The 1,587-nt window shown below is 67.3% G+C and carries 3 protein-coding genes and 1 pseudogene; all 4 read left to right on the top strand.

Annotated features, from left to right (window positions below):
- Positions 1–273: pseudogene (locus ACWDA7_RS52735) on the top strand (alkaline shock response membrane anchor protein AmaP); the annotation flags it as partial.
- Positions 274–363: 90 nt separating this feature from the next.
- Positions 364–519 carry a DUF6131 family protein gene (locus ACWDA7_RS52740; protein ID WP_450615325.1) on the top strand — a complete coding sequence of 52 codons (156 nt, stop codon included), beginning with the start codon at positions 364–366 and terminating at the stop codon, positions 517–519.
- A gap of 155 nt (positions 520–674) precedes the next feature.
- Positions 675–935: a gas vesicle protein GvpG gene (locus ACWDA7_RS52745; protein ID WP_450615327.1), complete on the top strand. Its 261-nt coding sequence runs from the start codon at positions 675–677 to the stop codon at positions 933–935.
- Positions 935–1,579 carry a DNA primase gene (locus ACWDA7_RS52750; RefSeq protein WP_450615329.1) on the top strand — a complete coding sequence of 215 codons (645 nt, stop codon included), beginning with the start codon at positions 935–937 and terminating at the stop codon, positions 1,577–1,579. The genes ACWDA7_RS52745 and ACWDA7_RS52750 overlap by 1 nt, the downstream gene beginning before the upstream one ends.
- Positions 1,580–1,587 lie beyond the last annotated feature (8 nt).

Genomic DNA, 1,587 nt, shown 5'->3' on the forward strand with positions numbered 1-1,587 from the left:
GAACTGCGCGCCCGCGCGCTCAGCGACGCGATCGCCACCGAAGCCGGCGCTCTACCCGGCGTCCAGCAGGCGAATGTCCGCATCACAGGCCGACTCGCCCACCCTCGCGCCCACATCACCCTCACCCTCACCCCTCAGGGGACACCTGACGCTGCCCTCAAAACCCTCTGCGAAGGCCCGCTGCGGACCGCCCGCCAGTCCACCGGCTCGCCCCCCATGCCCACCGAGGCCCGCCTACGCGTCGCTCGCCACAAACCCCGCCGTGCGGAATAGGCCTGAGGAAACCAAGTGGAGCTGGACATGGCTCTTCCAGGGCTTTCGCAGCTCACACTGAAATAGTTACTACTTCCCAGAGGAGGCACCATGATCATCCTGGGAGTCATACTGCTGGTCGTCGGCCTCGTCACCGGCATAGCCATTCTGTGGGCCATCGGGATCATCCTGGCAGTCATCGGAGTAATCTTGTGGCTCCTCGGCGCGATGGGACACGCCGTTGCGGGACGACGCCACTACTGGTGACCAGTCAAAAGCGTGTCACCCAGGGGCCTGCGAGGGCGGATCTGGGCGAGAAAGATCAACTGTCTGCCGGGGACGGTCATCGACTCCCTGCGGAGATCAACTTTCCGTCAGCAGGGAACTTCTGGGTTCTTCGGCACCACGGCAAGGAGTGACCCATGGGACTGCTCACAGAGGCCCTGCTGCTGCCGTTCGCACCGTCGCGCGGCAGCCTCTGGGTGATCAGACAGGTGATGGCCGAGGCCGAGCGACTGTACTACGACCCGGCGACCGTCCGGGCCGAACTCGCCCTCCTCGAGCGTCGGCTTGAAGAAGGCGAGATCGCCGAGGAGGAGTTCGACCGTGAGGAGGACGCACTCCTCGACCGACTGCAGATCGGTATGGGCCATACAACGGAAACGGCCGACGGGACGACATGATGAACCGAGTGGCACTGGGCCTCGCCGTAGGGGCCGGGTACGTCCTCGGACGTACCAAGAAGACGAAGCTCGCCCTCGCACTGGGCTCGCTGGTCGCCGGAAAGCGGATGCAGCTGAGCCCGAAGGCGCTCGCGGAACTGGTCAACCAGCAGCTGCGGAACAACCCGCAGTTCAAGGAGATCGGCGACCAGCTGCGCCAGGACCTGCGCGGAGTGGGCAAGGCCGCCTCCGGCGCGGTGGTCGAGCGGCAGATCGAGGGCCTCGCCGAGCGGCTGCACGGCCGCACCGACCAGGTGCGTGAGCAGCTCTCCGGCGTTGTACCGGAGACCTCCGACCTGTCCGGCCTCCACGAAGAAGAGGAAGCGGAAGAGGAGGAGGAAAAGGGGGGCGCCGAGTCGGCGGAGGCCCGGGGCAGTGGGGAGCCTTCCGAAGACGAGGAGGCCCCGCCGCGCGAGGCGGCGAAGAAGGCTCCGGCCAAGAAGAGGCCCGCCACGCAGTCCGCGGGCACAAAGGCCGCAGCCAAGAACACCGCGACATCCGCCAGGAAGGCCCCCACGAAGAAGGCTCCCGCGAGGAAGGCCCCCGCCGCGAAGGGCGGCGCGCGTCGCGCCACCAGCGGGTCGGCCGGTGAAAGGAGGCGGTGACGATGGCA

Source organism: Streptomyces sp. NPDC001156 (genome assembly GCF_053598275.1).